A 25,037-nucleotide genomic window follows, 5' to 3' on the forward strand; every position below is an offset into this window, starting at 1 on the left:
TACTAATTTACACTTTTAAACAACCGATCCCATCTAAATTCATCTCTGTAATTGGAAAATAAAACACATTGTACCTTACTAATGATAGACTCTTCTGGTATAAATCCGATAAATCTGGAATCGAAAGATCCTTTTCTATTATCCCCCATCATAAAATAATAATTCTGTTTAAAAGTATAGGTGTGTTGTTCTTTTCCATTAATAAAATAAGAAAATGCTCTTTTTTTTATGCTTACGCCTTCGTGCAAATTTATGGTTGTGTTGTAAAGAGCAAATGTTTCTTCATTTAAATTTATTTTCATTCCTTTTTTAGGAACGACAACTGGTCCTAAGCTATCGGGCGTCCAGTGATGATGATTAGGTTTTACAAAAAGTTTATCTTCTTTTTTAAATGTTTTTTCAACTGGATGTAATGAATCAATACATTTTAAATGCTTTATTTTATTTAACTCATCATAGGTAAGTTGTATCATAAAAAAAGAAGCATTTTCTGTATCTCTACTAAAAACTCTATTAATTTTTAAAGAGTCTATTTTTCTGTATAGCGCCTTACTGTCTCTTGCTATAAAACGATATGTATTACGTATGGTTCCAGCATATTCCTGCTTTATATCATTTATATAAATACGTCCTTCTTCAATAATTAATGTATCTCCAGCAATACCTATACATCGTTTTGCAAAAGAGTTATTAGATCTAAAGTTTTTGTATACTAAAACATCTCCATTTTTTATTGTTGATGTACCAGATAAGCGTTTATAATCCCACCAATTGACTTTCATGGAATCTCTTGCTTTTTTATTGAAATAAAAAGCAATATTTACTAAAGGAATTTCAAAAGGGGATCTGGGTAAAATAGGTCCGTATTTTAATTTATTAACGACTATAACATCTCCTGGGAACAATGTATCTTCCATAGAAGAACTTGGGATTTTGTAGATATCGAAGGTAAATAGTTTTATGCTTATGGCTATAGAGAAAATAAACAGGATTAAAAAACTTGCTCTAAGACTTTTTTTTAAGAATTGGGGCTTAACTAATTTTAAGAATTTGTTTATACTGTAATGTATTATGACTATAATTATAATCAGAAAACTTAGCCATATTAAATTTAAGAATAATAATAAACTAATAATTAAAAATGTTAATAGCTTAAAAGAATATTTATTTTTCATTAATTATGTTGAACTTTATGTAAGTTAGAAGATTATGACATAAGTGTTAACAATAATTTCTTAATTAAGGCCATCTAAAATTGTTTAGTTTTACCCAATTTGTGCTCCAATGATAATTGCTTATAGCAAAACATTATATTGATCTTTTATACCTAAAAAATATATGTGCTAAAGAAAAGGCTCATCGCAAAACAATATTTAATTCATCTAATTAAATATTTAATAGTTCAAGGTAAAGAATCATAGTAACGTTATCTTAGTTTTGCAATAATTAAAATAGGATTGTCATCTTCCTTGCATTTAAGTTCATTTCTTTTGTTTTCGGTTAAATCAATGGGAGAAACAAAATCAACAATACACTCTTTATCAATATATTTGGGCCAAAAACTAGGAAACTCATTAATCAAATCATTTTTAATTCCAAAACTATTTTTTTTATTATTAAGATAGTCATCTTCAGTAAATTTTTGATGGTATATAAATTTATTTTCATCTTTAGTAAATAAACCTTTATACATGGCATTATCATAATCATAACTAATGAAAAAATAATTAGAAGTTTCACTAATACCAATTGGTCTAATTTTCGTTCTTAATTTATTGCCTCCAATTATACTTACGGCATCTTTAGTACTCATTTCATAATCACCTAAACTAATATTCCAGTGTGGAATTAATTCATTTTTAGTAACTTGATAAATAGTGTCAATAAACGGTTCTTTATAAAATACTTTATTATTCATTAGATACGGTTTTCCTACATAAAACAAAGCTTGCTTTAAATTTGAATAGCTTACATTATTTCTAGATTTAAATGATTTAACTTTAGTAAATGTTGAGTCGAAAACAGCTAACATAGTTCTATTTTCTTCTTCATACATTTGTTTTTGAGGCACAAAAAAATATCCTTCGTTATTTTTACAAATTCCAGCGGGAGGAAATGTTAGATTTATTTTTTCAATAAACTTACCTTTATAATTAAATACCTTTATAGATTCATAATCGGAGATATATAAATATTCATTTACAGGGTCAACGTGAATACTCATAATAGCATTGTATTCATGAGGTCCATTACCAACGGCATTAATTTTATTAGAGAAATTTCCTTTTCTATCAAATATTAGAATTGTTTTCTTTGATCTAAAAATGATATTCTTTTCGTCTATATGAATCAAATCTGGCATAGGTCCAATTATAGAATGCATATTCGTTTCTAATAATACAATCTCAGTGTCATTTGCTATTTTAGATAAAAAGCAATTTATAGAAGATTTTTTTGGGTTAATTTCTAATACCGGAATTGAATTTTTATTTTTTGAATTGCATTGAACAAAAGAAAAAAAGCAAAGCGCCAAAAAAAAACTATAAATTACTAAACGCATCTAGCCCTGGTTTTTGAAAAAAAATCGATTCTACCTTGTTTAAAGTACAATTATTAAAAATTACTGTAGGATATATTGAATTTTTATAATTAGAATATTTATTGTCATAATCTATAAATATATTAGAATGATTTTCTACATCAATTTTAGTCTTATTTTTTAGCATCTTTATAGATTGAACATTAGTTAACAAAAACAAATATTTAGGATTTTTATAGTTTTCTTTGAAAAAATTTTCGGCTACTGTGATGCAACCAGCGCAGCCTGTACCAGGTAATATTATTATTTTTTCATAGCACGTATCCATATTCGACAATAATTCATTTGTTTGAATAATTAATTGATCATTATTTTCCTTTTTTTTATCTGACTTACAACTAATAAATAAGATTATATATAGGATTATGTATAAATTATAAATTTTATTATTCATGATTTTAAAAGTTTATAAACATCAAAACTCAATATATCTTCGTCGGAAAAACTCTTTCTATTTTGAATCATAAATCCATCAGAAGAAACATGCAAAGAATTAATATCTTTTAAGGAAAAATCTATCTTATTCTTAAATACTTTTTCTCCAACAATATTTAATTTTTCATCTAAAATAATTACAGACATATCTCGAGTGTATTCTTCACCTTCAACATATTTAGAAGGTAGTAATGATACCCTATAATATACTTTGTTATATTCATCATATAAAACACAAAAATAAAACCCGTTTTCAACTACAAATTGAAAATTATTCTTGTTTTTAAAATCATCAAAGTTATTTATTGATTTAATATACTCACTCCCAGCGCAATATTTTTCGTCATTTTTGAAATCTTTGGTGGAAAATAGCTTGTGTGAAGCCGGAAAATTAAAAATAAATGCATTTTTAACTGGATTATATGTATAGGTTACTGCCATTCTATAATTGTATCCCCCAAAAAAAAGTTTAGAATATATTTCTGGAAAACGATACAAATATTTAATATTAGAAAAAGAAGAATCAATTTTGGCAACACAATTATAAGATAATTTTGCTTTTTCCCTATCTTTCCGTCCACCTACAAGATAGATTGATCCATTATTATATGTAATAGGTGAATGTGATGTAGGCATTGCGTAAAAGCCGTTATTTTCTTTTTTTAATGGTATCGTAATTTTTTTAATTATAGTCCCCAAACTATCTTGAAGCGTTAACCTTTTTGACCAATATTCATAAGTTAAAATCTTATTCCAAGATATAATTTCAAAACCTGTTATTTTTTTAGGATCGGTTAGTTTTATTTTTCTATTGAGTTTTTTACTATTATATTCATAACAATAAACAGTATTATTGTATTGATTTAAAAAGGTGAAATATGTAGAATCTTTAATTTTTACATACTTAACATAATCAATTAGGGGAGCAGTTACAGAGTCTAACTTAAATGTTATTGTTTTTTCTTTTTTTAGTGTATATTTCTTATTGAAGGAGTCACAATTATTAATATTTTTTTCACGTTCTTTTGTACTACATGCCGTTAAAACAATTAAAAAACATGTGCTGATCAATGTATGTATTACTTTCATTATACTTATACTCTTTGGTTAATAGTATTGTTTGTTAATAATTATAAAAGGTGTCTAAATTTATTTTAGTATTCTTATTTCCAAAAAGAACAATGGTTTAAAACACCATTTAAAATTTTTTTAGACACCTCAATTATCAGCCTTTACATGGATTTGACCACCACCAATCATCTATACAAGCATGGCCTCCACTTACAGTTACATTGCAATCACCATTATTACTACCTGGAACCGTATTGCAGCCTTCTGCGTTTGCTTCACTCATAGCTAACAAGTTACTTAAGTTTATAGGATCGTCACCAATAGATGTATTTGTACTAAAAAACATAGCAGCAACCATCATAGTTACTCCTATAACTCCTATTATTTTTTTCATTTTATTGTATTTTAATATTAATCGAGATACTGAATTATCTCTTTTTATTTTTACTTTTGCAAAGTCTAATATTGAGGCATCCTACTTTTAAAAAATGACAACCACTTATAGATATGATAAGCAGTTATAAGACAAACATTGTGAAATAGTACAATGTAAAATCTTCCTCTGGGTATTGATTTAAGGTTTACATTCCATAAGCTTTACTTTTTATAGTTAAACAATGTGTGATTATATTTTTAATTATTCTATTTCAAATACTCAGAGTTTTTTTGTATTTAACAATATGGTATGTATTACTTTTTCAATTAGCATTTAGGTAATCATTTACACTATTTTTAGTTTCTTGGGCGAGAATCCAACATAAGTTTATTTATGATCAATCGCTGAATCCTTGGTTTTTAGACTTCTTCAATCATAATTACTATTCTATTATAATTTCTCAAAAACCGCACTAACTACTTTTTTTAAACCACTTATAACAAAATAAACAAGTCGAATGGACAAATTTTGTCCATTTGTTATTTTCTAATAATATAATTATGAATTGCTCTACAGTAAACAATGTTATAACCTTCTTCTCTTAGGCTAGCAAGCATTCTTCTTACTGTTTTTTTACTACAGTCAAAATCATTAGCGGTTTTCTCTATTGAAACCAACATTTTATTTTCAATCAAATACAAAAGGTGTTTCTCTTTTATTTTTCTTTCAGTATAAGTCATTTGTGAGGGACAGTTCTGTTAGTTTTTTATTATTGCATTAAAGTCTTGTTTTATCGTATTACCATTAATAAAATTATATAGCGTTAATTGTTGTACTTCGTAATAAAACGTCCAATAATTTTGTAGACTTAATATATATTGTTCGGTTGCCAATTGCCAAGCTTGTCGTGAGCTACTCAGGTTTAATAAATCTATACGTCCAGATAAAAAACGTTTTTCAGTAATCTTATAAGATTCTCTTGCAATTTCACTGGTTCGTAATGCGCCTTCAACCAATTCTTTTTGAAGGTTAAAATCTATAACTTTTAGAGTAACTTGCTGTTTGTAAGCATCCTCATCTTGTTGTAACTCTATATCTAAAACTTCTTTATTCATTTTAGCCGTTTTAATATTTCCTTTACGTTCTCCCCAATCCAGAATAGGAACGTTTAATTGAATCGCTACCATTTGTTGATCCAAGAAGCCCCTGTAAGCATTGCTAAAAGTGTTGGACTGTTGGTTTAAACCATAACTGGCTGTTAAGGACAAATCGAAGCGGTTATCTTTAATAGCTTTATCCAAATCTCGTAAAGCCTCTACTTTTCGCAATTTTAAATTTATTATATCTGGATTATTGCTATTAGCTAGGTTGATGGCCTCACTTACATCTATTTGTAAATTGGAAATTAATTCAGGTAATTCGGGGATTGTATTTGAAGGAAGGTCGTCTCTTAAAAACAACTTTAATTCGGCTTCTGCCTTTTCCAAAGTCTGCCTACTTTGTGTAGCATTAGTATTGGCATTATATACATCTAGTTCTAAATTAAGAACATCGTCCTTTTCGATAGAGCCTAAATCGTAGCGCCTTTTTCCTATTCTGAATAGTTTTTCTGCCGATGTTTTATTTTCATTAGCAATCTCTAGTTTTTTACTCGCTAAAGCCCAATTAAAAAACAGATTAACTGTTTTTAAATTAATAGTCTGTAATTCGTAGATAAACTCTTGCTTTGCCTTTTCGTATTTAAGAGGCTCCGTTTTTTGTTCCCATTTAAATTCATTAAAAGCCATTAAAGGCTGCATCAAACCTATTCTAAAGGGTGTTGCATTGTAATTTTCTATATCTAACTCTCCAAAATTTTCTAACCTATTAAACTCTGAATTAATAAACAAGTTGGTTCCTGTAGCTCTAATATTTTGGGTAGCAGTAAGATTCGCGTAGCTATTTAAATTTTGTTGCGATCTATAAACATCTATATTTTGTTCGGAATCGTAACGTTGTATTACAGATCTGTTATAGGTTAATGGACGAAGACTTAAATCAACTTTAGGCAACAAACTTGATTTAAACGATCTGAACTCCCAATAGCTAACGCCATACTTTCGCTTGGCCTTAAAAGCATCTAAAGAGTTTTTGCTTGCTAAATTTAAAACATCATTAAGCGTTATACTTTGCCTAGGTTGTATTGAAGCATTAGTTTGTTGAGCGGTATTGTTATGTGTACAAACCACACAGCATATCACAAAAACTATATTTCTTAATTTAATGTGTAGCATACGATTTGTTTTTGGCTAAATAATAATAACAAAGTGGTATAAAATAAAGACTCACCAAGGTCCCCAATAACATCCCTCCTATTAATGCTATGGCTAACGGAGCTTGAAGCTCTGCACCTAAACCATTAGAAAACAATAATGGCAATAACGCTAGTATGGTTGTTATACTCGTCATTAAAATGGGTTTTAATCGTCGTTGTCCAGCTATTAATAAAGCTCTCATTAAATTATACCCCTTACGTTGCAATTGTATAATGGTATCTACTTTTAAAATAGAATCATTAATTATAATACCACTCATAACCACTATCCCTATCATGGACATTAGGTTAATACTCATCCCAAACAACTTTAGAAATAAAAAGGCTCCTGCCAGATCCAGAGGAACTTCCAAAAGTATAATGAGTGGAAGAAGAAAAGATTCGAATTGAGATGCCAAGATAAAATAGAGCAATACCAAAGAAATGAGCAGTACAACTATTAATTCACTCATCAATTCTTGATTGGAAAAAAAGCTACCTGTAAAACTAACATCGTACCATTTATTATTAAGTACCACTTCTTTTACCGTATTCATAGTCGTTTCAACACGATCGTCTTCTACTTGTAACGACACCGGAAAATATTCACCTTCTAGTCCTCCATTAATTGTTTTTAAATCTCTGGATTTAACAACTTTTATAAAATCATTTATATGAAATGCAGCACTATCTTGAGAAATAACCATCGTTTCGCTTAAAACATTTTGAATCTGTTTTATTTCTCCGCCCAGTATAACTGGCACGAAATTTTGGTTATCTACTACAGATAAAATTTCCCTTTCGTTAAAAGCACTTTTTAATGCATTAAACAACGTATTGGCATTTACGTTGTACGTCATTAGTTTTTCTTGATCGGCTATTAAAGTCATATAATCTTGCCAAACAATAGGTTTTAATTCTAAACCATTTAATTGTTGTTTTACTTGATACCAAACATTTTTTAGTTCTGCATTCTGTTGACTGCCTAAATTTTCTACATGTCTTAAATGGGCTACTAACGGGGCTTTTTCATCAGAAAAAATAAGGTTGAAAATATTATCAACTTCGGTATACTCATAAAGTGATGTAGGGTAGTTTTTTGCTATAACATCACCTAATACATTTTGCGTTTTAAATAACGATTCTGTTGTCTCACATTGTATGTATATACTGGTTTCTGATGTTTTTGCATTAGTTTCTTTTCCTAAAACAAATTGTTGATTGCCTACAAGAGCTGTATTATTTATTAAATCCTCTTTTACAGGTTTTAATAATTCTAAAACACGCCGTTTATTTTCTTCTACATTTATTTGATCGTTCCAATCAATTTTTAAAAGTGTTTCTGTGGCCGAAAAATCAGGCATCTTCGTTTTTGGCAAAGAGACAAATAAGCCAACAGTTAGCAATAACAAGAATAGACTAATACCCCAAGAGGCATTTTGTTTACGCATTACCCATCGAAACCCTTTTTCATATAAAGTAGCGTAATCTAATGTGTTTATTTTTGTTAAAAAATGACTTATACGACCTTCCTTATTATTATCCTTAACATGTAACAAGCGGTACAGTACTGGTAGTAATGTTACAGATACTAACAAGGATGAAAATAAACCAACGGTTATTGCCATTGCCTGGTCGTAAAACAAAGCACCGCTAATACCACTTAAGAATATTAAAGGCAGAAACACTGCACAGGTTGTAAGAGCTGAGCTCAACAAAGGTTTTAGTACTTCATTGGTTCCTAACACACAAGCTTTAGAAAGTGTATAGCCTTGCTCTCTAAATTGCGTAATATTGTCAATAACAATAATAGAATTATCTATCATAAGCCCAATCCCCAATACTAAACCTGATAATGAAATAATATTAATTGAAATACCCAACAATTGAAAAAACAACAAACAAACAATGATGGATGTAGGTACGGTAATACCTATAAGTAAAGGTGATTTTACATTTTTTAAAAATAAAAACATGACACCAAAAGCTAATAACACACCCCATAACAAACTCTGGAACAAATTGTTTATAGCGTAGTTTAATAATTTTGTTTGATCTCTTGTAATCGAAAAATCAATGTTAGGATAATCAACCTTTAAATGCTCCAAAAGCTCATTAAGCGATGCTTTAAGATCGCCCATGCGTGCATCACTTTGTTTTATAATAGCCATAGTAACGGCTTCTTCCCCTTTAGACAATACTAATCCTACACGCTTTTGAGGGTGTTCCAATACTTGAGCTAATTCTTTAAGCTGAAAAAGCCTATTGTTTTTATTAATGTATATATTCTCAATTTCCTGAATGTTATTTAAAGAGGTTCCTAAACGTACATCGTATTGGTATTGGCTATCTTTGATTAATAAGCTTCCTATTTCTAAGTCATATTTTTTAATGGCTGACTCCAGTTCGTCTAAACCAATGCCCAAAGCTCTTAGTTTGTTATTATCTGGAATGATTAATATCTCTGGAGATACTAAACCACTTACATCTACCATGGCCACCTCATTGACTTGCTCAATACGCTTTCGAATCACCTGATTTACAAAGCGATTAAAGTCTACAAAAGACTGGGAAACAGGATATAATGCTTTGTTTGAATTCGCTTGTTTTTCACCTTCCTTTAAAGTCATGCTTAAATAAAGGACAGGAATATCTGTGGCACTAGCTTTAATAACTTTTGGGCGCTTTATTGTTTTAGGAAAGCTTCCCATGGCCCTGTCTATCTTTTCATTAACCTCGATAAACGAATAATCTATTTTAGTATCGTGTGTAAAGCTTAGCTTTATAACTCCTTTTTCATTGCTCGTTTCACTTTTAATATCCTTTAAATGGCTTAATTGCATCAGGTTTCTACGCAAGGGCTTAACAATAGCATCTTCTAATTGTCTTGCAGACATATTTTCTGCAGAAACCTGTACCGTGATTTCTGGAATATCAATATCTGGCATAAGTGAAACAGGAATAAACCCAAATGCACATACCCCTAAAATAAGGACTCCTAAGGAAGTCATTAAAACTGCTATGGGTTTATGTATAAGGAATTTTACCATATTACGCTGTGCCGTCTAATAAATGGGGTTACCACCAGATTTGTTTCCCGTTTTCGTAAGTAAATATTCGTTCTTCTTTACCTTCATCTAAACACTTAAGCAAATAAAGCCCCCCGGAAATGGGTGATTTATACTCAAGTTGATAGTTAATTGCTTCTTTTATTCCAAGTGATTCCCATCCGTTTTCCCAATAAAACAACTCATAGTTTAAGCCAGGCCATACATCATTTTTATCAGATCTTGGGCAAAAAGAAATTTTTGACACCGTCTGTTTTCTGCCAAAGTCCAGACCTATCCATTGATTTTTTTCCTTTTCTACGGTACTAACAAAGCTTAGAACATTTTCGTCAAAAGCCTTTTTTATGCTAACATCATTCTTAATATTTTCGGCAGCTATTATGTTGCCCGTAAGTTTGGTGTCTTTTTCAGAGAAAAAAGCGATTTCTGCAATTAGACCATTACTCCCCTCTGGAAACAAGTAACGTACATATCTATATTGTTTTGGGTTTTCGACTGATACATCGTAATATATTAAATCCAACGTGTCTCTTATTTGATGTAGGTCTACAGGGTTATTAAAACTTTTATTATTAGCTGCTTGAAACTTGCCATGAATAAGAGGAGCGTACGACTTGTCTGGAGTATATTTTCTTTTTAAAACCATCGATTGTTCTTTCTGAATGGGATCATTTTTTTTAATATTCCCATTTGAATCAATAAGAACAGGAGGAGCTGCAGGAATTAGTGTATTATTATGAAAATACATAGGGGAGTAAGCTACTCCAACCCCAACATTTTCGAAAACAACTTTGTTTTCATTTATTCTTGCCCAATCTACAGCGACCCAATCTTTGTTGTTAAACACACAGAGGTAAACAAATTTGTTATTATTTGGAATAGGCATGGTGAGTTTAACGTCAACATCAACATTTTCGAGGTATTGTCCAGTTGCATCAACAATATTAGGGTTCTTAAAATAGACGGGGACTTCTTCGTTAAAAGTATTTAAAGAAGCCAGAGAATTTTTATTATAAGAAAATGTTTTCCTATAAATTTTAGGTATTCTTCTAGATTTATCGGGAGTATATGCTCCTATGCGATCCCAATTTAAAATAAGGTCTACAAAGGTTCCTTCTTTATCCAAGACGCCATTAAAATCATGACCTAAACTTCTACTTCCATGATGGGGGATTTGTTCATGGGTTGCCGGAACCCCAAGAGCCCTCAATCCAAATACAGCAAGACCTGCTTCTTGAACGCAATTTCCCATTTTCGTTTTAAGCATGTTAGCTGCAGACATCGTTGTTGGATAATCCAACAAACAGTACCTGGTTGGAGCTAACTTCCTTTTTATTGCTTTACATGCTATAAGAGGGTCATTTACCCCAGATGCAACTAAAGAATCAACCAATGACTGGTATTTATCAAAAAACAAGGGTCTCCAAGAAGATATTGCTTCATCCCTATAGCGATAAGGAAGAATGTATTCGCAAAACTCATGAAAGCTTAAATGTTTACTCCATGGTAAACCCCAGGCTTTAAATGCGTATTCTATGTTTTCGATTAAAAACTCGCTTTTTATATAATACAAATCTGGTTTTACGTCCAGATCATACTTACTTAAAAAGCCTTCTTTCTTAATAAAATCATTCCAAATACTATCTACCCGAATAAATTTTCCTGTACTAAGATCTTTTTTAAAAGGCGTTTCTTTTTCAGCTTCTTCAATTATGGAAAAAATGTTATTGAAACTTTGTAATCGCGGTCCATCTAAACTATAATTATAAAGCATGTTCTCAATTAAAAAATATGCAGCCTTTAATTTCAAGCTATCCTTTGGTGCCTTATAATGATTGATGACGGTTTCTAACTCTTTTTTGTTATCTCGGGCCAGATTTAAATTATCCTTAACCTTACTTGGTATGTCGCTACATGAATAGAATAGAGCAAAGAGAAACAAACAGTAGAGTTTGGTACGTTTTACATGAATAAAGAATTTAATTTTTGCTATAAATGACTTCATAAGTAGTATTTATTTTTTTATTGAAACCTCTGCATCATGTGCTAAATTCAAATTACCTGAAACAATAATGGTATCTCCTGGTTTTAAAGAAGCACTACTTTTATCGGGGTGTGGTATCACTGTATATTGGCTACTATTTTCATTTGTAGTTTGTACATAAGTCCAATACGTCTTACCAGATTTTAAAGCAAATAATACTTCTTGATTTTGTCTTAATATTACTGCTGATTTTGGTACTACAAATCGATCTGGAACATCTTTTTGAATAAATACTTTTACATTCATGCCTTCTAATAAATAGCCATCGTTCTTTATCTTGGCTTTTATAAGAATAGTTCCATCTTCTTCTACCAAAGGGTTAATAGTAACAATATGTCCTTCATACGATTTATTTAATGCAAAAGGTTGTATCTGTATTTTATTATTTACTGCAACCTCGCCTACTTCAGATTCAATCAAATAAAAATCCACTTCAAAAACAGTATCATTAATTAGTGTCATAATGATTTTTCCTGCATCTATTTGCTCGTATTGTTTACTTTCTATATTAGCAACCTTACCATTAAAAGGCGCTTTTAACCGGGTTGCGTTTAACTCAAATTGTGCATTTTTTAGTTCGTGTAAAGCGTTTTTATAGCCAGAACGTATGGCGACCATTTCATATTCATTTTCCGGAATACTATCTTTATTAAAAGCGATATAACCTCTTCCTACCAATTTGTCTTGAAACTCTAATTCTGTTTTCTTTAAGTTTATATTCGCTTTTGTTAAAGCTTGTTGATAATTAAAATCATTTAAAACAGCTAGTGTTTGTCCCTTTTTCACATAATCGCCATTCTTTACATATAACTTTTCCAGAGTTTCGCTAACTTCAAACCTTAAAGTATTCTTTTGTAAGGCTACCAGTTTACCATTACTTACTATTTCTTTTTTAAAAACACTACTTTTTAAAACAATAACATCTACTTCATTTTTTTCAGGGAGGTATTCTTTTTTATTTATGAGAACCTCGGGGGACTTTTTTGCTTTAGCACAGTTAATAAAATTTAACATCACTAATATTAAAAAGACATATCTCATTTTACATTGATGATATTGTTTTTCAATTAATGGCATATTTATTATTTAAAGATCTTTATCGCTTTTACTTAATACTTTTTTCATTTCCATCCGTATTTCTTTAATCGCTGTAGATGGTATTTTCACCTCTTTTTCAAGTATCTTTTTTGCCATAGCTTCCGCTTTTTTTTTATCGCCATTTTCATCATATAGCTTAGCTAATAAATACATAGGGTAAAATCTTGAAGGAATCATATTGGCTGCACGGTAGTAAGCTTCTTCAGATTTATCATACACTTTTAACGTTTTATAACTATCTCCCAAAGCAGTTTCTATAATGGTAGTATTTAAATATTTTTTAGCGCGCTCTAGCATTTGTGCGGCTTCTTTATCTTGTTTAGCCAGCGAGAGTGCTTTTCCGTAATTCATCAAAAAATCACCTTCTTTTTTCAAATCGGGGTAAGCGTCTGCATATACTTCTATGGCTTCTTCATAATCTCTGTATTGATATATATACAAAGCATCTTTCCATGTTTTAAAACTCTTATCTAAAGTTCTTGTGTACGCCAAACCATTAGTAACACTAATAACACTCAAAACGAAAACAAAAAACCTAAAATTCAAGGGCTTACCATGTCTCCTTAAAATCTGATACTTTTTAACATCCAAACTTGCTAATAATGCAAATAATACTACTAGAATTAGTTTAATTGGAAGTATTTGCATTGGATAAGAGAAGAAAGCGAAAGCACTTGTTGCCAATATCCCTCCTATTATAATAAAAAAGACATTCTTATTCTCTTTTTCTACGTTGATTTTAAATAAGATATACAAAAATAGAACAAGCAACAATAGCCCCAATAATCCATTTTCTACTATAAATTGCAACCATTCATTAAAAGCATAATAGGTATTATCTGCAACTAGCGATTCGGTAGTTTCCCCATGTTTGGCAAAGTAATTTGCTTGATAATTCATGTAGTGTGCTTTAAAACGATCATAACCAACTCCAAAAACTGGGTAATCCTGAATCATTTCTAAAGAAACTTTCCAAATAAACAAACGTCCGTCGGAAGAGCCTTTTTTTAAAGTATAGAGACCAAACACTCCAACACATATAATCAATGTTGTTCCAATAACTAAAATTGATTTCCTTGTTTTAGATTTTAGAGTTATAAATTTATGTAGCAGATGGTATTTACATTCAATTAATAATAGGGTGCTTATTAATACCGCTACCCATGCCGCTCTAGACTGTGTTGAAGGAAGAACTACTAGGATATAGACGATTGTTAAGAATGGAATATACTCGAAAACAATTCCTATTAACCTTTTGATTGTTTTCGATTTAGTTTTAATTTGTTTCTGTACCTCGGCTATAATACTTTTATTAAATAGGTACATGCCCAATCCAATAGGCCAGACTGCAGCTAAAAATCCGGCATAAGGCCCTGGGTTAAAAAAGCTCCCTGTTAATTTAAATTTAGAGTGGTTTGATGGAAAATATTCAAACAATTGAAGGTTCCCATAACATGCTTGAACAAAGCCAGAAATAATAGCCGCTAATAATAACCAAACGTATTTTTTTTGAGGCAGGGTTCTTAATATTATATATAAAACACTTAAGCCTATTAGTTCCATGAAGGGAACTGAAAACCCAAAATTTTCCTGAATCACATATCTATTTAGGGTCATATAACTTAGAACAACAAAAAGAGAGATATCTAATTTAGAAATGTGGACAGTTACTTTTTTGGAAAATATAATTGATAAAGAATAGGCACTTATTATTGCAAAACAGCTATAGGCAAAAACTATAAATTTACTAGTTATTGTTGAATTAGGATATGCTATTATATTGACCTGTGGTAATACAAGTAACAGGGCAATTAAAAAGAAAAGAAAAAAGGCTGATTGTGTTTTAAATTTAAATTTCAAAATTTAGTATGCGCTATGTTTACTTATTTTTACAATGTTAAATTTCGTACATTCAACATGACTTTAATAGTAAAATAGTTCTATTTACTTATAATATTGTACCAGATTATTTATAACACAGTGTCAGTGCTTAAGAAATCTTTTTCTAGATTCCACTATATATAATTTTATTGAAAATTCTAAAACCATCTAACCTCTAAACATTTACATCTCTTAACTATTTTAATTGTAAAATTATAATTTGTAGTAAAACTGAGTTTTTTGTCTTTAACAGGTGCAGAAAAAAAGTTTAAACTTTTTTTCTGCACCTGTTAAACATTTTTTGTGCTTTTTGAAGTTTATTTACACCTTTAGTGTTTCAGTTTTTTTTAAAAACCTTCCTAGCTTTATTATCCAAATATCAGACATGATAAACAAACTATTCCTGATTCGATAAAAACAGCTCAACAGCGAAATCGTTTCTAAATTTTGCTACATGAAAATGCAAACCTGTGGACGTTACTAAGGTGGTAAACGTTTCTTTTTTTATGAGCAGTTACTATCGTGTTTTTCGTAATATATAATACTGCGACATCAAATTGTGGGTTTGTCCGTTAAACACAACCGGAGGTTCCGTTATGTTTATTGTATCTACAATCTTGAAATTTGTTTTATTTACCAAAGCCATAATATCTTCTGCTTTGTATTCTGTAAAACCATATTGCGAAAAATCTAAAGATTGCCCCTCAATATAGGGCCTAAAAGAAAGTACAAACACCCCATCTTCCGTTAATATTCTATAAACCTCAGAAAGTGCTATTAACGGAGCTTTCCAAAAGTAAACCGTATTAATTGTACATACCTTATTAAACTGTTCTTCCCAAAATGGCATTTTTTCTATACTCGCATGAATGATATCCACACGCCTGGAATCGATTGGTTTTTCATTTAGTTTTTTTGCTTCAACTATCATGGTTTCAGAAATATCAATGCCCGTATAAGAAATATTATCGCCATAACTTAGAATATCCTTAATGAATTTTCCATTACCCATTCCAACTTCCAATACCTTATCAGAATCACCCAATTGTAATAAATCGTATGTGTTCTTGCTAATAAATTGGTTTAAATGATTCATCCCCAATGCCACCTCAATACCAAAAGAACCAACAGGGTGTGCAAGTTGCTTTGCCACTTTTTCAAAATCCATAGTACTATTCCTCCGGTGTTTCAGAAAATGTTAAGATATATCCATTAAGATCCATTATGGCGAACTCATTGGTACCGTAAAAAGTTCTATTCATCGGCTTGATGATGTTTACTTTACCATCTAGCTTTTCATACAACTCATTAATTTTTCCGATTCGTATATAAAAGGTTAATGCACCCCCAATGTTTAAATCTTTTAACTCTGGATATTCATTTTTTAACGATGTTTCTTCTTGAAACATCATGCCAACGTTATCCAACATAACATACCCCCATTCGAATTTCCCAGACTCCGGATTGGTATCAATTAACTTAAAACCAAGAACGTTCGTGTAATAATCTAATGTTTCGTTAACATTCGCCACCATAATATTTGGCGATAATGATTCTAATTTCATAATAGTAGTGTTATTTTTTGTTTGTGATATCGCAACAGACCAAGAAAAAACGATAAGCATCAAACACAAAGTAAATTTTCTCATTCTGTTATTTTTCAACAAAAGTAACAGAGCAGTGAGGGTCTCGTTTTGTAAAAAAACGACAATATTAAATTTGAGAAGGGTTTATACCCGCCATTTTGCGCACGTTTTTTGTAAGATGCGCATGGTCGAAATAGCCATTATCAAAAGCGGTATGAAGCAAACTTTTTTCTGGGTATTTGGAAATACTTTCCATTGTTTTAGTAAACCTAACGATGGTATGATACTCTTTCATAGTAACCCCAACAATCATTTTAAAACCTCGTTCTAACTGTCGTAAACTAATATGATGTTGTTGAGCTATTTGAACCAGGTTAATGGCTTGAAAAGACGACCTTATTGAAGCACAAACAGAAAGAATTAGGTCGTTCTTATGGTTATTCGCAAAATACAATTGGTTTTTTAAAAACTCCTCAAGAAACCGAATTTTATCAATTCTATTTTTTTTGTTTAATAGCTCATCCAAAAACAAAGCATTTAGATCTGGTAATACTTCTGAAGCATGGATTGTTTTATTTTTTATTTCAGAAAGCGGAAAATTTGAAATAGAACTAAACAGTCCTGTTTTAAAGCGAATACCAAATGTTTCTGAATCTTGTTTGGAAACAACTTGTTTGTATTTGGTCATCATTCCAGAAATCCTAATACTATCATCTGAAAAACTGTTTGAATCATCACCACAATCAAAAACAATATCTACACATCCATCGGGCAGGATTTTAGATGCTGTAATTCCATCATTTGCAGACACCCAAAAAGTATCGATATACGGGTTTAATAATGGTGGCGGTATGTATTCCTGAAAACTCATTTTAATTGCTGTTAAATATAATAAATGTGGAGAGATAAGTTTTCACTTTTGTTGACACGCATACCATACACATAATACTGTTCCTTTTTAAGAGTCAAAAAGCTAAGTAGACAATTACGAAAACTAAGTAAATACCTAATTATTAAAAATATCCCTTAACTGTATTTTTATTGTGCATTTAATAAAAAAACGGTACAACTTTCCATCTCTATTTTACAAACAATCATTCTCACCCTACAACAGAATCATTTCCCCCTAACAAAAGAAGGCTTTTTCTAGAAATTTGATATCCCCCATGTACCCCGTACAATACCAAGCATTATTTCATAAAAACACAAAAAGAAACCATACAACCCTAATACTAATTATTTAACAACATATTACACATGAAAAAAACAGTTCTTTTTTTACTACTACAAATTATGGGCGTGCTAACAGTTTATGCACAATGGAGTAACGAAGCAATAAAACCTCAACGTATATTAAAAGTTGAAAAAGAAGCCGATAAACTTCACATGACATGTGATGAAGGTTATATGGATTTAACCTTTCATTCAGACAAAATAATACACTTTAGCTTCTATCCTGAATATACCAATTTGGCTACCCAAAACTGGGGAATTAAATCCAGTAAAGGCCTTGTAGATACAGAACTGGACCTTTGGTGGGAACACTATAAATTTAGTTCACCGTCTGTTGAAATTAAATTTAATGCTTTAACCAGTAAGTTTAAATATTTTGATAAAAAAGGAAATTTGTTTTTGGAAACCGATGAAGTGATGATGAAGCCTACTACGGTTCAAGGTGAAAAAACCTATCACACCGCGGCATCATTTATAGCTCCTCCAGATGAGCATTATTATGGTTTGGGTCAGCACCAAAGTGGCTGGATGGACCACAAAGGTAAAACCGTTCCTATGTGGCACGATTATAAAGCTAAAGATGGAGAAATCATTTCCGTACCCTTTATGCTTACTAATAAAAATTATGCTATTATATATCCAAATCCTTCACGATCTGAAGTAATATGTGGTGTAGACGGTAAAACAACATGGTCGTCAGAAATAGGAGAAGCTGTTTCTTACTATGTTATTTACGGAGAAACTATTGAAGATATTTATAAAAGCTATGGCGATTTATGTGGCTATACGCCCCTACCTCCCAAAAAAGCCTTAGGGTACATTCAATGTAAACAAAAATATAACACACAAGAAGAAGTCTTAACCATAGCAAAGACACACAAAGAAAAAGGCTATCCTATAGATTATATGGTGGTAGACTGGTTTCACTGGGATCAATTAGGTGATTTAGATATGAACAAGGAACGTTGGCCAAACCCAAAAGCCATGAACGAGGAGCTAAAAAGCATGGACATTAACTGCATGATATCCTGTTGGCCTCGTTTTGTAAGTGAAAGTAAAAACTTTGATATTCTTAATAAAAATGGCTGGTTAATGAAACAAAAAAACGGAGCTTCAATGAATAGTACCGCCTGGGACTTACGTGGAGGTCTTATAGATGTAACCAATCCCAAGGCAAGCGAATGGTATTGGAACACGATAAGAAACAACTATGTTTCAAAAGGTTTCGATTCTTTTTGGCTGGATGAAAGTGAGCCAGATATTGTTCCTCATAACTTTTATTTAAGTCAAGGCCTGGGGGCTCGTATTTACAACATATATCCTTATTTACATGCCAAAGGTATGTACGAAGGCCATCGAAGAGATTTAGATGATCGTGTGTTTGTATTAACGCGTAGTTCCTGGCTAGGAGCCAATCAATTCGGAACCACTTTTTGGTCTTCAGATATTCATCCAGAATGGGATGTATTAGAGCGTCAAATTGCTTGTGGGGCTAACTTTTGTGCTTCTGGCATGCCATATTGGTCATCAGATATTGGTGGATGGCAAGGGTTTGAAAAAGAACGTAAAGCTCCAACAGCTTCGTTATTACTTAAATCTGATAAAGGCCCAGAAGACATGTATGTTGATTATCCTGAAATGTACGTACGCTGGTTCCAATATGGTACTTTTTGTCCAACATTCCGTGCACACGGCACACGTTCTGAAAATGAAGTATGGTCGTATGGAAAAGAGGCTGAAGATATTTTATCTGATTACATAGAACTACGTTACAATTTAATGCCTTACATCTATTCAAATGCCTGGAATGTAACCAAAACCAACATGCCATTTATGCGTGGTTTATTCATCAATTATATGGATGATGAAAAAGCTGCCGACATTAAGGATGAGTATTTATTCGGATCGTCTATTTTAGTAGCTCCAATATCAAAACCTGGTACAGAAAAACGCTCTGTTTATCTTCCTAAAAACGACAGCTGGTATGATTTATGGACCAATAAAGAATACGAAGGCGGCAAAACCATAACGGCTAAAGCTCCAATATCTAAAATACCGCTTTACATCAAGGCCGGTACCATATTACCCATTGCAAATAACCTGAAACATGCCAATCAAAAAACAGATACGTTAAGCATTTTTATTTACGAAGGTGCCGATGGTAAATTTGAATTGTATGAAGATGAAAACACCAATTACAACTATGAAAACGGGGCATTTTCAACCATCGGTTTTGAATGGAATAATAGTGAAAACACTTTAACTATTGGCGACCGACAAGGCCAATTCCCTCAAATGAACGAAACGTATACTTTTAAAATATTTAAAATAGTAAATGGTAAAAAGGTCTCTTTTAAAGATGAAAACGGCTATAACAAACAAGTGACATACACTGGTGAATCTTTAAGTTTGAAACTTTAAACCGACCTTAAAAACTTGCTTATAAAGACCTCGTTGACTTTAGTATTAATTTGATTTTGTATAGCAAAAGTTAAATAAAATCATACTAGCACTTAAAAAATATAAAATGAAAAAATTATTATATCTCGTTTTTTTAATTTCGATAATTTCTTGCAATACGAATAATAAGAAAAAAACCCTTGAAGCTACTAAAGAAACAAAACCTACATGGAATGCCCTTTGGAACGGAAAAGATTTTGCGGGCTGGAATATCTATTTGGGCAATCGATTCAATGAAAAAGAAGACAGCTTAGGAAACCCTATTGAACCTTACGGACTCAATAACGATCCTTTAGAAGTTATCACAGTTGTTGAGCATGATAATGAAAATGTTATTAAAATAACAGGTGAAGCTTTTGGAATGATTTTCACCAAAAAGGATTATAAAAACTATCATTTAAAGCTAAAAGTAAAATGGGGGAAACAAAAGTTCCGCCCAAGAGATAATGCCCCACGGGATAGTGGTTTACTATATCATGGTTTTGGAGCGCCAGGATCTGCCTACGATTGGATGAGCTCTCAAGAATTACAAATCCAAGAAGGAGACATGGGGGATTATTGGGCTATTGGAGATGTGGAAATCGATGTCCCAAGTGTGCCACACAAGGATATATACCATATTTACAAAGAAGGAGCAGATTTAAGAACTTATTATTTTGCCGAAGTCGTAAGACATGCTACAGCCGAAGATAGCCTTGCTAAAAGAAGAGTATTTAAAGCTTTAAACGCCGAAAAATCACATGGAGAATGGAATGATATTGAATTGATTACTTTGGGAGATCAAAGCATTCATATTGTTAACGGGAAGGTTGTAATGCGACTATATAATTCAAGAGTTGGTAGTAACCAGAAACCGTTATCAAAAACTATAGAAAATATAAAGCCCCTTACTTCCGGAAGAATTATTCTGCAATCGGAAGGCGCCGAACTCTATTATAAAGATATTTATATTAAAGAAATTACCGAAATACCTGAACAGTTTAAGTAAACTGTTTCTGAAAAAATATGATGTTGATAATTTGTTTCTGTTTAAGGTATTTTGCCCCATCTTCACAAAATAAATATTGAGGGATCAATTAAAAAAAGGGATTGTCTGAAAACTATACTCATTTAATTTTCCAGACTTCCCTTTTTTATTTACACTGTTTGTTTGGGACACTCTCTTAAAAAATGCTAAGTTTAAAACGAATGTTTTCAACTTTTACTGGAGTATTTTTTATGGGCATGTGGTACTTTAAGTCATGAGTGAGATTGAAATGATAATAGAACCTCAATCAATAATTAGTTTAATAAAAGAATTTTCACTCGCACTTAGACTTCGTCGAATTTTTATTTATCAAATTCAATAAACTACAGGCAAATTTTTCTCCTAAATCTAAGTAACTATTGCTATCATAATGATATGGGTCTGAATATTTATAATAGCGCGTACTTCTTATAATACTCACATTACTATCTTCTATAGCTAGTTTTTCTTGTGCTGCTTGGACGATCTCTCCATATTTCCAAACCTTCCCTGATTCTTTATTCCATGAATCTGAAATTTTACCTATAACAATTGGTAAGTCTCCTTTTCTGAATGCGCCTCGTATCAATGTCATTAACAATTTTAAGTTATCGTAGTACTGATTTGCAATGTCTTCATCATGAGCATCACTTTCGCCTTGCATCCATAGTATACCTGACGGCACTAATCTGTCAGGAATCCCATTATTATCTATGTCTATGGTTTCACTTGCCAATTCTAAAGTCTTCAAAAAATGATCATATTGATTTATACCTTCGCTTCCTTTAAAAGTGGGGTCCCATGAACCAAATCGGTCAGCTGCATCTTTATGAATAGATGTTCCGCCTTTGGAATATTTAATTATTGCTATTTTCTCATTTGGGTAATGTTCTTGCATTTTTTTAGCAAAAGTTAATTCAACTCCAAAACGTTCTGATAGTTTATTCTCTTTATTAGTAGAAGAAAAACCTGTTCCATGTCCTGGCCTTAATTTTTCCCAAATACCTATGCCACCACTACCGTCTTCATCATTAGATCGTCTTCCATCAAAAATCCACACGTTGTTAAATTCTTTTTTCAAGGACTTTGGCAAATCTTTATTATAACCAAAACCATCCATATTCGACTGACCTCCTAAAAAAAATACTTTTATTTCTTCTCTTTTTTCAATTTGACCATGGCCGGAAAACCCAAACACTATTATAAAAGCTAATAGAAGTAAATCTAGTTTCTTCATGTTTATTTTTTATTCATTATCATTTAGCACATTGCTAATCTTTATTATTTTTTATAGGAATTTGAACATTACATGAATAAACCGAACCATTCTCATCATGCATATTTGCTGCACATAACAATGCTACAGGCATTCCATCCTCCAAATAAAGTTGAGGTCTTTCTAAATGTGTGACTTTTTGGGTAGTGCCATCTTCCCATTCAATTTGTAAGGTCGATAGTAATGGATCTTTTGCTAAATGCCAATCAAAACCATCCTCAGAATCAAATAGTACCAATGCACGTCCGGCATCTGTAAAAGCACCATTCATATCTTTTACAATCGCTCTAAATTTTCCATCTTGATACCAAATAAAAGGATCTTCTGCTGGAAACTCATTCCCTTTAGCTTGAAAAACTGGCTTATCGTATTTTACAAAAGGACCTGTTGGGCTATTAGAAGTTGCTACACAATGCACCACTGGACCTCCAAAAACACCAGATGTTTTTTTACCTACAGCTTTATAAACCATTAAATATGTTCCATCTGGTTTTTGAGCAACAGAAGGATTATTTGCTAATAAGGCATCCAAAGCATCTTCGTTTGGACTTACATCAATAAGAGGCGTATCAAAACGCTCCCATGGCCCATTAGGGTTATCTGCGATCGCTACTCCAATACGCTGATTGTTCCGGTGCACCATATTTAGTTTCGTCTTCCCTTCCTTAGTTATTACTGGCTTACCGTCCCCCGTATTACCCATATAATAAAGGTAATATCTATCTCCAAATTTATGAATTGTTGGATTATGTGTACACAATCCATCCCAAAGCTCTGCGCCTCTAATTGGTAAAGCAACATCCATAAACTTAAAAGGACCAAAAGGGCTTTTAGAAACCGCATGTGCTATTTCAGAATCCACAACCCAAGTTGAAGTTTTCCCTTTTTTCCAACGGGAATAATACATATGGTAAAGGTTATCCCCTCCTTTTATCAATGAGCCTCCCCAAATACTAATTGAATCATTTTCGAATTTTGCGCTTAAAGGAACCTTACCTAAACTTATTTTAAAACTTTCAGCTTTTTCCTTTTGTTTTGTTACACATGAACTAAATTGAAATAATACAAGTATAAAGATCACTAACGATCTCATGCTTTTAAAACTCGTATTTTTTGAACAATGCATTTATTCTTTTTATTTATCAAACGAATAACAAAAATTAAGGTTCATGCTGTTTAAACTATTAAGGCATACTATGTTTAATCATTTAAATTATTTATCAACAGAAGTCATATTATCAATTTCCTTCTTACGTACCAAGGCTTCCAGAAAATAATAATCTGCATAATTTATAGGTTGATCTACCTGTCCAGCATTTGGCTCATTATAGTATACGTGATGCGGAATACTTCCAACACTATGTTTTAAAATGAAATAGTTTTTTTCCTCTTTTGCTGCTCTATACTTATCTGTAGATAGCACGTTTACAATATCATTAGCATAATTATAATAATGCTCTGCATTTATTTCAACCAATGTACTCAATTCAAAAAAGGCAGAAGCTGTAATTGCAGCAGCAGATACATCTCTCATTTTACCGAATTTCTCAACAGGAATCTCTATATCTGGATTATAGTTTTCCTGGCCTACATGGTAGTCCCATAAAGGCACTTTGTCTTCCGGAATAAACTTAGAATTCATAATGTATGCAGCAATGTTTTTTGCCATTTCTAAATACTCCATATTTTTAGTTTCGCGATAACACATAGTAAAACCATACAATCCCCATGCTTGTCCGCGAGACCAACTACTATTATCTGAATAGCCCTGAGACGTTTTCTTTTTGATAAGATCTCCTGTCTCTGGATTAAAAACTATGGAATGGTAACTTGAATAATCTGGCCTGTAATGATGTTTAATGGTAGAATTAGCATGTACGTTTGCTATCTTTTTAAAAGATGTATCGCCCGAAAGTTTTTCGGCTTTGTATAGCAATTCTAAATTCATCATATTATCTATAATCACTGTAAAATCATATTCTTCATCCTCTCCCCAAGGCGTAAACTTATCCCATGATAATATGGTTTTTGTTTTTTCATTAAAACGCTCAGATAGGGTTTTTGCAGCATTTATAAGAACGGTTTCATATTTTTTATCTTTTGTTAAACGCAACGCATTTCCATAACTGCAATTAATCATAAAACCAATATCGTGTGTTCCTTTATACCATTGAATGGTATCTAATGTTTCGGTCCAACGAATAGCTTCTTTTTTCCATTTTTCTTCACCCGAAAGCTCATATAAATACCACAACGAACCTGGAAAAAAACCACTAACCCACCCTTCTTTGGGGTCTAAATGGAGGGTTCCGTCTGCGTTTCTTGTATTTGGAAGTTTATCAAGCGTGTTTACCTCACTCAAAATATGGTTATATTGAGTTTCTGCTACACTAATATTATCACTGTAAATTGATTTGTCTTTTTTTTCTTTTGCAGGAACACAACTTACTGTTAATGTAAATAACAGGATAATTACTCTAATACTTAAACTCATTTTAACTCTTATTTGATTATTTGATTTTAAAAAATTGATAGCTTTACTTTATCTATTTTTAAACAATAGAACATCTAAACACAAAATTTGAATATTTAAGAGGAAAGGACAGGGTAT

The 25,037-nt window shown here is 31.5% G+C and carries 19 protein-coding genes; 2 read left to right on the top strand and 17 right to left on the bottom strand.

Annotated features, from left to right (window positions below; genetic code table 11):
• Nucleotides 1-2: 2 nt before the first annotated feature.
• From lepB to C1H87_RS07195, 14 genes are all read right to left on the bottom strand, one after another.
• A complete protein-coding gene (gene lepB, locus C1H87_RS07130) occupies nt 3-1,175 on the bottom strand; it encodes a signal peptidase I (protein WP_102755149.1) in 1,173 nt (390 codons plus the stop codon).
• A gap of 251 nt (nt 1,176-1,426) precedes the next feature.
• A complete protein-coding gene (locus C1H87_RS07135; RefSeq protein WP_102755150.1) occupies nt 1,427-2,560 on the bottom strand; it encodes a 6-bladed beta-propeller in 1,134 nt (377 codons plus the stop codon).
• Nucleotides 2,541-2,993 (bottom strand): hypothetical protein, encoded by a 453-nt coding sequence (locus C1H87_RS07140; protein WP_102755151.1) that lies wholly within the window; start codon nt 2,991-2,993, stop codon nt 2,541-2,543. Before C1H87_RS07140 ends, C1H87_RS07135 begins: the two co-directional genes overlap by 20 nt.
• Nucleotides 2,990-4,123 (bottom strand): DUF4221 family protein, encoded by a 1,134-nt coding sequence (locus C1H87_RS07145; RefSeq protein WP_102755152.1) that lies wholly within the window; start codon nt 4,121-4,123, stop codon nt 2,990-2,992. Before C1H87_RS07145 ends, C1H87_RS07140 begins: the two co-directional genes overlap by 4 nt.
• A 136-nt stretch (nt 4,124-4,259) precedes the next feature.
• A complete protein-coding gene (locus C1H87_RS07150) occupies nt 4,260-4,499 on the bottom strand; it encodes a hypothetical protein (protein ID WP_102755153.1) in 240 nt (79 codons plus the stop codon).
• Between the two features lie 521 nt (nt 4,500-5,020).
• Nucleotides 5,021-5,221: an HTH domain-containing protein gene (locus tag C1H87_RS23730; RefSeq protein ID WP_102755154.1), complete on the bottom strand. Its 201-nt coding sequence runs from the start codon at nt 5,219-5,221 to the stop codon at nt 5,021-5,023.
• 18 nt (nt 5,222-5,239) lie between these two features.
• Nucleotides 5,240-6,754, bottom strand: a complete 1,515-nt coding sequence (locus tag C1H87_RS07160; protein WP_102755155.1) for a TolC family protein — start codon at nt 6,752-6,754, stop codon at nt 5,240-5,242.
• The gene (locus C1H87_RS07165) at nt 6,741-9,824 is read right to left on the bottom strand and encodes an efflux RND transporter permease subunit (protein WP_102755156.1); all 3,084 of its coding nucleotides are present in this window, start codon (nt 9,822-9,824) and stop codon (nt 6,741-6,743) included. The genes C1H87_RS07160 and C1H87_RS07165 overlap by 14 nt, the downstream gene beginning before the upstream one ends.
• 28 nt (nt 9,825-9,852) lie before the next feature.
• Entirely contained in the window at nt 9,853-11,847 is a 1,995-nt protein-coding gene (locus tag C1H87_RS07170; protein ID WP_102755157.1) for a hypothetical protein, read from the bottom strand.
• 9 nt (nt 11,848-11,856) lie between these two features.
• Nucleotides 11,857-12,963, bottom strand: a complete 1,107-nt coding sequence (locus C1H87_RS07175; protein ID WP_102755158.1) for an efflux RND transporter periplasmic adaptor subunit — start codon at nt 12,961-12,963, stop codon at nt 11,857-11,859.
• 9 nt (nt 12,964-12,972) lie between these two features.
• Complete coding sequence (locus C1H87_RS07180) at nt 12,973-14,601, bottom strand: O-antigen ligase family protein (protein ID WP_158655148.1); 1,629 nt, start codon at nt 14,599-14,601, stop codon at nt 12,973-12,975.
• Nucleotides 14,602-15,382: 781 nt separating this feature from the next.
• Nucleotides 15,383-16,018 carry a class I SAM-dependent methyltransferase gene (locus tag C1H87_RS07185; RefSeq protein WP_158655149.1) on the bottom strand — a complete coding sequence of 212 codons (636 nt, stop codon included), beginning with the start codon at nt 16,016-16,018 and terminating at the stop codon, nt 15,383-15,385.
• Between the two features lie 19 nt (nt 16,019-16,037).
• Nucleotides 16,038-16,430 carry a VOC family protein gene (locus tag C1H87_RS07190; RefSeq protein WP_102758201.1) on the bottom strand — a complete coding sequence of 131 codons (393 nt, stop codon included), beginning with the start codon at nt 16,428-16,430 and terminating at the stop codon, nt 16,038-16,040.
• A 148-nt stretch (nt 16,431-16,578) separates the two neighbouring features.
• Nucleotides 16,579-17,322 (bottom strand): AraC family transcriptional regulator, encoded by a 744-nt coding sequence (locus tag C1H87_RS07195; protein ID WP_102755161.1) that lies wholly within the window; start codon nt 17,320-17,322, stop codon nt 16,579-16,581.
• A gap of 386 nt (nt 17,323-17,708) precedes the next feature.
• Between C1H87_RS07195 and C1H87_RS07200 the strand changes: the two genes are divergently transcribed.
• Complete coding sequence (locus C1H87_RS07200; protein ID WP_102755162.1) at nt 17,709-20,105, top strand: glycoside hydrolase family 31 protein; 2,397 nt, start codon at nt 17,709-17,711, stop codon at nt 20,103-20,105.
• Between the two features lie 106 nt (nt 20,106-20,211).
• Complete coding sequence (locus C1H87_RS07205; RefSeq protein ID WP_102755163.1) at nt 20,212-21,132, top strand: 3-keto-disaccharide hydrolase; 921 nt, start codon at nt 20,212-20,214, stop codon at nt 21,130-21,132.
• 313 nt (nt 21,133-21,445) lie between these two features.
• Here the strand turns inward: C1H87_RS07205 and C1H87_RS07210 are convergent, their stop codons facing one another.
• The 3 genes from C1H87_RS07210 to C1H87_RS07220 form a co-directional block, all read right to left on the bottom strand.
• Nucleotides 21,446-22,387 (bottom strand): sialate O-acetylesterase, encoded by a 942-nt coding sequence (locus tag C1H87_RS07210; RefSeq protein WP_102755164.1) that lies wholly within the window; start codon nt 22,385-22,387, stop codon nt 21,446-21,448.
• Nucleotides 22,388-22,421: 34 nt separating this feature from the next.
• Entirely contained in the window at nt 22,422-23,519 is a 1,098-nt protein-coding gene (locus tag C1H87_RS07215) for a glycoside hydrolase family protein (RefSeq protein ID WP_158655150.1), read from the bottom strand.
• A 120-nt stretch (nt 23,520-23,639) separates the two neighbouring features.
• Nucleotides 23,640-24,920 (bottom strand): glycoside hydrolase family protein, encoded by a 1,281-nt coding sequence (locus C1H87_RS07220; RefSeq protein ID WP_102755165.1) that lies wholly within the window; start codon nt 24,918-24,920, stop codon nt 23,640-23,642.
• Nucleotides 24,921-25,037: the final 117 nt, after the last annotated feature.

The sequence above is a fragment of the Flavivirga eckloniae genome (assembly GCF_002886045.1).
Classification (GTDB): domain Bacteria; phylum Bacteroidota; class Bacteroidia; order Flavobacteriales; family Flavobacteriaceae; genus Flavivirga; species Flavivirga eckloniae.